This is a genomic window from Vibrio sp. 1151_11 (assembly GCF_029478525.1).
In the GTDB taxonomy this organism is placed as follows: Bacteria; Pseudomonadota; Gammaproteobacteria; order Enterobacterales; family Vibrionaceae; genus Vibrio; species Vibrio anguillarum.
In genome coordinates this window covers 39,400-47,321 of record NZ_SHMN01000027.1, presented here as the reverse complement: position 1 = coordinate 47,321, position 7,922 = coordinate 39,400, and the positions used below count along the sequence as shown (strand labels likewise).

The following is a 7,922-nucleotide window of genomic DNA, read 5'->3' as shown; positions in this document are numbered from 1 at the left end:
TGCTTGGCGACCATAGCGTTGTGGACCCACCTGATTCCATGCCGAACTCAGAAGTGAAACACAACAGCGCCGATGGTAGTGTGGGGTCTCCCCATGTGAGAGTAGGACATCGCCAGGCTTTGAATATCGCTTACATATCATTAAAAATATGAAAGCAAAACTAAAAATATAGCATTATCAAAGTAAGACTAATTTTTAGTGACAATTTGTGGAGAGATGGCTGAGTGGTTTAAAGCACCGGTCTTGAAAACCGGCGATGGTTAATAGCTATCCTAGGGTTCAAATCCCTATCTCTCCGCCACTTTTAAAGAAAAAACCGCTGTTTTTACAGCGGTTTTTTTCGTTTTATATCAACATGCCAATCTGGAAAATTAATAGCTTAATTCAATCTCTCGAACATATCTTGATCACCCTATCTGTACTTTCCAAAAATCGATTTTACAATTTTACACATTGAACACCTCAGACATAATGTCGTCGTGATCCGCAAAACTTTGTTGGTTAGCGTGAGCCAACTGCACACTTGCTCTATTGGATTTAGCACGGTGAGTAGGAGGAAACGTGATGACACTGACATGACTAAACTGCACTTATATACCTACCAGCACCATTTATTATAACGACGGCCTCACCTATTCATTTTTAGGGGCATGCTGACCCAAGCCGACCCAAATAAATACGCATATTCAAATCGCTGCGGCTTCACCGCTCTAGGTTTTGTACCGTGCTCGGCCTTAAGTCAAGTGGCATTTTGATCAAGAAATTATCCAGGAAATCCCAGGTGTTCAAGCGGGTAATAGTAGAATTAGGATGGTTTTTGTTGGCTCGCCAGCGTTTTAAAATCGGTGCTATTAAGGCTATCCATCGTGATATTTAACAATAGCTAGATAGCCTTAATGAGATCGTACTTTTCTTTAATTGGTATAAGGTTATTTTTAGGTGCTTAGTTAGATTGCCATTTAAACATGCTCTATCATGGTCAGTGCCTTACGTGAGACTTCTGCGGCGGCTTTAGGGTAGTTTTGTTTTTCAAGGCTATCGGCAAGATAAGCGTAATCAGATACATTGGCACGGAGCAATAACGCTTTTTCCAAATGGCTTTGCGCCTCTGCCCATTTTTGCTCTCTCATATACAATTGAGCCAGTGCGCTGTGTGCTTCGGCGTTACCACTATCCTTACTAATGGCTTCTTGTAACAACAAAATTGCTGGGTATCTATCTGGTAAATTGAGCTCTGCCAATAATGAATACAGAGCTGGCATTGGGTGTTTTTTTAATGTTTCTTTAATGACGGTAAATGCTTGCGAGTCTGCTTTTCGTTGGATCAACTGCTCGATGAAGCATTGAGTTAAAATGACGTCGTTTTTGGTTTTCCTTGGGAGCTTGTCCCAATGATTGATTAAGCCTTCGCTACCTTGCTGCTGGGCCACGTTTTTTAGTAAACCGCATTGTGCTTTTTGGTTCAGTTGTTGGCTCTCGTCCGCATTGATCTGTTTTGCTTTTTGGAGCTTAGGTAAAAGCTCAAGCAGCGGTTGCCACTGTTCTAGGTGTACGTATGTTGTCTTGAGTAAGTTGAGCACGATGGTGTTATTCGGATGAGTGGCTTGTAAGGCTGATAAAGTGCTTAGCGCCTGCTCAAACTCTCCTTCTCGTACTTGCTGTTTGGCACGAGTTAATTCAACAGCTAGGCCTGCATTACTTTGCTGACTGGCGAGATCTAAATAGTGATCTCGTTTTGCTCTGTCGCCCATTCCCTGCGCGGCTTCCGATGCAACAAGATAGCAGAGCAGCGGCATATCATGCTGGTTCGCCCAGCGAGTGACTTTCTTTTCTGCCTGCTTCCAGTCTCCCTCTAGAAGTTTAATGATACCTTCATTGGTATAACGGCGAGAGCGCTTTAACTTACGTACGCTGAACCAGTTTAATGTGTTTGAACTGGCGTAGAATGCTTTTTTGAGGAGATACTCTAAGCTAAATAATCCAGAGAGGAGTGCAATCACAAAGATCACTAAGGTGGTCACGCTCATCTCTATTGTTCTATTAGCTATAGAGATAAGAACATAACCTTGCTGGCCAGCATATTGGGTTCCGATAAATAAACCGGCCCCTAATACTACAAAAAGAAAGATGACTCTAAACATTATTTATCCTCCGTAACGCTCATTGGAGAGACTTCACGGCGTAGGCGTTCAGTGATGACATCAGCGAGTTCGTGCTGAGTTTCAAATTTAACTGGATATTGCACTTGTATATTTTGTTTACTGAGCTGCAATAGCGCGTGATTAAACTGCTGCACACTCTGATCATCGGAATTAAAGAAGCTGGCTGACCATTTATCTGCTGTGCTCAGTGCCGTTGTATAAATCTCTTGTTGTTCTGCGTATACGGCTTTGATGGCGGTTTCTAATTTTGCTTTGAGATTTTCTTTTAGATAGAAGTGCTGTTCAGGTGACAGTAGCGGAATGGCATTACCGTCTCGAGTGCGGAAGGTAATGAAGTTCTCCGAGAAGTCTTTCAATGAGCTCACGAGATTATTTTGCCAGTCGTTAATATTTTCGGAAACTTGTGGTGCTGATTGCTGCTGAGTTTCAGGCAACATGGCATTGGCCAGCGGTAGAGTGTCAACTTGTTGCTGCAAGGTTGTTAAGCGTAACACTAGCCCTTCACGATCAATCAATGGGATGATTTTGAGCTGAGTAATGTCACGCGCCATGGCTTTGCGTAGCGGCACTAAGCTTGGGTCATTCAATTCAGCAATACGCTGATCAGCGCTTTCCATTAGCTTGGTCGCGCTGACGATGTCATGTTCTAGAAAAAGTTTACGTCCTGCCAGTTTTACTAAGTAGTCTGCTTCTGCTAGTAGCCAGTCGTTGGGACGGCGGCCTTTGATATCAGCTATCGCCAGTTGCAAGCTGTCGATACTTTTTTGCTGTTGATTCAAGGCTACGTCAGTTTTGTGAGTGAGTTGGTCCGCTTTGGCTTGTGTTTCTTGCTTTATTTGATTGATTTCAGCCGCGAGGTTACTTTGGGTCTGTGTTAATTGAGTCTGCAATGCGCTGATTTTGGCTTGGTAAACAGCGTCTTTTTGCTGCATTTGGTAGGCAATACCACCACTGAAAATGATGGATAGGGTAATTGCAATAACAGAAAGTTTGATGCTGCGCTTTGCTCGTTTATCACTCTTTTCTTCAGGCTGAGACGTGGGATCCTGCACGTAACTTTTTGGTGAATCAAGGTTATCCGTTGCGTCTTTTTCTGTAACCAGAGGAGGTGTGGCTGCTTTTTCAGGTTCAATATGCGGGTTATTATTTTTGCTTGTCATGCTTAGAGTCCTGTCTAGATTGGCTAATACTAGCCGCGAGTTCTGTATTGGAGGCGCTTCCCACGTTCGTGACGCACCCAAATCCCATGTGCAGCGCCTCTTGTCGAATTCGCTCGCTTGGGACAAAAAGAGCTAAATTTAGCAGCCAGAGTCGTTGTGAATCAGAGAATTGATCCATCATAAAATTGAGTTGACCTGAGCTGGTGACAACTAACTGAGTGACTTGCTGTTGCTGCCACAGAGATATCGATTCAGCGGCACAGAAGGTGATCGTATCGCGTCGATACACTTCCTTATATACCACATCAGCACCACGCTCGATTAAGCTGTCGTGGATGAGCTCACGTCCGCCATTACCACGCAAAATCATCACCTTAAGGCCCGATATTGATTGCAGCTGTGGTAGGGCAAGCAGGTGTTCACTGTCACTTATCTGTGGATAGTGTACTTTTTGTTGGCTCAATTTGCTGAAAACATGTGCGGTTTTTTGACCAACGGCAAGGTATCTGGCGTCATTTGGCCAAAAATATCGGTGATCTTGCAAAAATTGATGGCTAAACGTCACCGCGTTTTGGCTAACCGCAATAATAATGTCGCATTGCTGAAGTTCTGGGAGTAAATGCGGGAGATCGGTTCCCGCATTAATCTGAATTAGCGGATGGTGAACGGAGCGAATGCCGAGATTCGCTAATTGTTGGCAAAGTTCAATCCCTTGATTTTCGGGGCGAGTGACCAACACCGTCATGCTTTATTCATGCTCGCAGTAGAGTTTGGACAGAATATCTCGCGCTCCATCATTGAGCAATTGACGGGCAAGCGCGATTCCTAGTTGTTCGGCATCGGAGCGGTGGCCGCGAATCTCACCTTGTACAATCTTAGAACCATCAGGCTCACCGACTAATGCTCTTAACCAAATATGATCACCATCGAGTAGGGCGTAGCTACCGATAGGTACTTGGCAACCGCCTTCTAATGTTAGGTTCATGGCTCGTTCACATTTCACGCGATCAGTCGTGTCAGAATGGTTGAGTGGCGCAAGTAATGCTCTTAAACGTTCGTCATCTAAACGGCATTCAATCCCGACTGCACCTTGCCCTACTGCAGGAAGCGATTGTTCTGGTTCAATAATGCTGCGAATGCGATCTTCAAGCTTCAAACGTTTTAAACCTGCTGCGGCGAGAATAATCGCATCGTATTCACCTGCGTCGAGTTTTCCAAGACGAGTACCGACATTGCCACGCAATTCTTTAATCACAAGGTCTGGTCGATATGCTTTGAGTTGGCATTGGCGACGTAGGCTACAGGTGCCGACGATGGCACCTTGAGGCAGTTGTTCAATGCTTTGATAGGTGTTTGAAACGAAAGCATCACGTGGATCTTCGCGTTCACAAATCGTTACTAGTCCAAGCCCTTTCGGGAAATCGACGGGAACATCTTTCATTGAATGCACTGCTAAATCGGCACGGCCTTCAAGCATAGCGACTTCCAACTCTTTGACAAAAAGCCCCTTACCGCCCACTTTAGCTAAAGGCGTATCTAAAATGACGTCGCCTTTGGTTACCATGGTCACTAATTCCACTTCTAGGCCAGGATGAGCCGCTTGCAGCGCATCTTTAACATAATAAGCTTGCCAAAGGGCGAGCGGGCTTTTACGTGTGGCGATTCGAATGGGTGTTGCGTGAGTCATGATAATCCCGAGTGTAGGTAATGGATGGTTTAATCCTATCATTCCCGCTATGAAAGGTTTACTACTAGATCGTCGCTGTGAAGGATTGATGAAGAGATAGCATAAATTGGTCAAAATTGTGTGATTTATATCTCGTTTATATAATGAGCTATTACGACAAAGTGTAAATAGCTACGACACTATAGCCAAGGTCATTGGAGCGCATTGTAGGCATGCTCTGCCTGAGTGTGATATGCATCGAGAGGGCTTTACCAAATGGAAAGAAAATGTTAGATTGATCACGTTTTTTTGGTGCTTTAGAATAAAATATAATCAAAGCGCGTGTTAATGTTTCAACCAAGGAATCAACCTTGCAGGCTTACACCAAGACGTTAATTCAACGATTAGACAATCTCAACCAGCAACGTACCGAGCGTGCGCTGGCGCTTATGGATTTGCAAAGTCAACGTGTATTTCATTTCATTCCTGCATTACTGCACTTCAATCACCCGATTATTCCCGGCTACTACGATGCAAAAGTCCCTTATGGTGTCTATGGTTTTGAGCCTAACGACATCCAACGTCAGCTGGTTGAAGATACAGAACTCACCTTAGGTCAACCCTTACCGACCGCAGACACCTCCGCTATTCTTGCTCTGTATACCATGGGCAGTACCTCGTCGATTGGTCAAAGCACCTCGAGTGACTTAGATATTTGGGTATGTGTAGCATCGAGTATGAGCTGTGATGAGCGGGAAAGCTTAAGCAACAAATGTTTGTTGATCACTGATTGGGCAAAGAGCCAAGGGGTGGAAGCTAACTTTTTCTTGATGGATGAGCTACGTTTTCGCAGTAATCATTCTGAGCAGATGACAGGCGAAAACTGCGGTTCATCGCAACATCTCCTGCTATTAGACGAGTTCTATCGCTCTGCTGTTCGCTTGGCAGGCAAGCGTTTACTGTGGCAAATCGTGCCTCCTGAAATGGAAGAGTGCTACGACGAATACGTGCACGAATTGTGCAGCAATGATTACATTAATTGCAGTGAATGGATCGATTTTGGTAAGTTGAACCGAATTCCTGCTGAAGAGTATTTCGGCGCAAACCTTTGGCAGCTTTATAAAAGCATCGACTCGCCTTACAAGTCAGTGTTAAAAGCGATTCTGCTTGAGGCGTATTCGTGGGAGTACCCACACACGCAATTATTAAGCATTGATACCAAACGACGGTTTTTTACTCATGAACCTGATTTGTACAGTATGGATGCTTACTATTTGATGCTTGAAAAAGTGACGCGTTACCTTGAACGTATTGGTGATTCTGCCCGTCTTGATCTGGTGCGTCGTTGTTTTTATCTCAAAACGCATGAAAAGTTATCCCGTGAGCCGAGCTTAGGCTCAGTGGCATGGCGTCGAGAAGCATTAAGCCACATGATTCAGCAATGGAATTGGTCGGAATCTGTTGTTCAAGAATTAGACAATCGCCGTAATTGGAAAGTCGAACAAGTTAAAGTTGTCCACCATGCGTTGTTAGATGCGTTGATGCTGAGCTATCGAAACCTGATCCAGTTTGCGCGTCGTAATGACATCACCTCGGCCATTAGCCCACAAGATATATCAATCCTCGCGCGTAAGTTGTATGCGGTGTTTGAGGTGTTGCCGGGTAAAGTCACGCTACTGAATCCACAAATCTCGCCAGATCTGCACGAGCCGGATCTCTCGTTCATTCAAGTTCGAGAAGGGCGAACCAATAAAGCGGGCTGGTATCTGTATAAACAGCCTCTAGTTGCCCATCGTATGATTGGCCAACCTTTCCTTGAGCATAATGAATACCTCAGTAAGCTGGTTTCTTGGGCCTTCTTTAATGGTTTGATCACGGAATCAACTCATTTGCATTCAGTAGTACGTGACGCACAGTTGGATATTGATAAGTTCTATCAAATGGTTAGCGATTTGCGTAATACCTTCTCGTTGCGTAAGCGGCGGCCGACCATGCAGGCCTTAGCGAGCCCTTGTGAAATCAGTCAACTGGCGATGTTCATCAACTTTGAAAATGATCCTACTGCGGAATTAAGCGGTAAGTCGCTCAAAATTGATTTGAAAAATATAGATATTTTCAGTTTCGGATCTGAACAAAAAAGCTTAGTCGGTAGTGTCGATTTGGTGTATCGCAACTCGTGGCATGAAGTACGGACTCTCCATTTTACTGGCGAAACGGCGATGCTCGACGCGTTGAAAACCGTGCTTGGCAAAATGCACCAAGATGCGCTACCGCCAGAGTCTGTCGATGTATTTTGTTACAGCAAAAGTCTGCGTGGCGTGATGCGCAACATGGTGTACCAGTTGCTGGCGGAATGTATCGATTTGCGTTTGAAACCGGTAGAGCAAGAGAAACGTCGCCGTTTTAAAGCGTTACGCATTGGCGATCAAATGTATGGTCTGTTTTTTGAACGGCGAGGGGTTTCGGTACAGAAGTTGGAAAATTCGGTAGATTTTTACCGCAGTATTTCAACCAACAAATTGAAAGGTTCACCGCTGTTAATGCTCGATCGCGATCAAGATTATCAACTGCCGGAAATCGTCGATGGTTTTGCTAGTGAAGGCTTAGTGCAGTTTTTCTTTGAAGATACTGATAAAGGCTTCAACATTTATGTGTTGGATGAGTCGAACCAAATTGAAGTCTATCACCAGTTCAGCGGCGAAAAAGATGAGATGATCACTAACGTCAACAGCTTTTATACCTCAGTGCGCGACGGTAACCCACTCTCCGCTAAACTTATTAACTTCAATCTGCCGCAGTATTATCAAATCGTCCACCCAGAAGAAGGGGAAAGCTATATTGTCCCTTATCGTAACGATTCCGCGCTCTATTCTCGTCCTTCAAAAGCGGTCAACGCTTAGTTCGGTAGCGCCAAGTCACACATCTGTCACTTGG

Annotated in this window: 6 protein-coding genes, 1 tRNA gene and 1 rRNA gene; 3 read left to right on the top strand and 5 right to left on the bottom strand. The window is 44.6% G+C overall.

What is annotated here, in order from left to right:
* The first annotated feature begins 2 nt into the window (after positions 1 to 2).
* Both rrf and EXZ60_RS16295 read left to right on the top strand, forming a co-directional pair.
* Positions 3 to 118: ribosomal RNA gene (rrf, locus tag EXZ60_RS16300) — 5S ribosomal RNA — on the top strand.
* 92 nt (positions 119 to 210) lie between these two features.
* Positions 211 to 301: transfer RNA gene (locus EXZ60_RS16295), tRNA-Ser, on the top strand.
* A 145-nt stretch (positions 302 to 446) separates the two neighbouring features.
* Here the strand turns inward: EXZ60_RS16295 and EXZ60_RS16290 are convergent.
* The 5 genes from EXZ60_RS16290 to hemC form a co-directional block, all read right to left on the bottom strand.
* Positions 447 to 590, bottom strand: a complete 144-nt coding sequence (locus tag EXZ60_RS16290; RefSeq protein WP_157726747.1) for a hypothetical protein — start codon at positions 588 to 590, stop codon at positions 447 to 449.
* A gap of 369 nt (positions 591 to 959) precedes the next feature.
* A complete protein-coding gene (locus tag EXZ60_RS16285; protein ID WP_277435970.1) occupies positions 960 to 2,141 on the bottom strand; it encodes a heme biosynthesis HemY N-terminal domain-containing protein in 1,182 nt (393 codons plus the stop codon).
* On the bottom strand, positions 2,141 to 3,322 hold the full coding sequence (locus EXZ60_RS16280) for a uroporphyrinogen-III C-methyltransferase (protein WP_277435969.1): 1,182 nt from the start codon (positions 3,320 to 3,322) through the stop codon (positions 2,141 to 2,143). Before EXZ60_RS16280 ends, EXZ60_RS16285 begins: the two co-directional genes overlap by 1 nt.
* Positions 3,306 to 4,067 (bottom strand): uroporphyrinogen-III synthase, encoded by a 762-nt coding sequence (locus EXZ60_RS16275; protein ID WP_277435968.1) that lies wholly within the window; start codon positions 4,065 to 4,067, stop codon positions 3,306 to 3,308. The genes EXZ60_RS16280 and EXZ60_RS16275 overlap by 17 nt, the downstream gene beginning before the upstream one ends.
* Positions 4,068 to 4,070: 3 nt before the next feature.
* A complete protein-coding gene (gene hemC, locus EXZ60_RS16270) occupies positions 4,071 to 5,009 on the bottom strand; it encodes a hydroxymethylbilane synthase (protein ID WP_277435967.1) in 939 nt (312 codons plus the stop codon).
* 350 nt (positions 5,010 to 5,359) lie between these two features.
* Between hemC and EXZ60_RS16265 the strand changes: the two genes are divergently transcribed.
* Positions 5,360 to 7,888, top strand: coding sequence for a class I adenylate cyclase (locus tag EXZ60_RS16265; protein WP_170889750.1), 2,529 nt, complete (start codon positions 5,360 to 5,362; stop codon positions 7,886 to 7,888).
* Positions 7,889 to 7,922 lie beyond the last annotated feature (34 nt).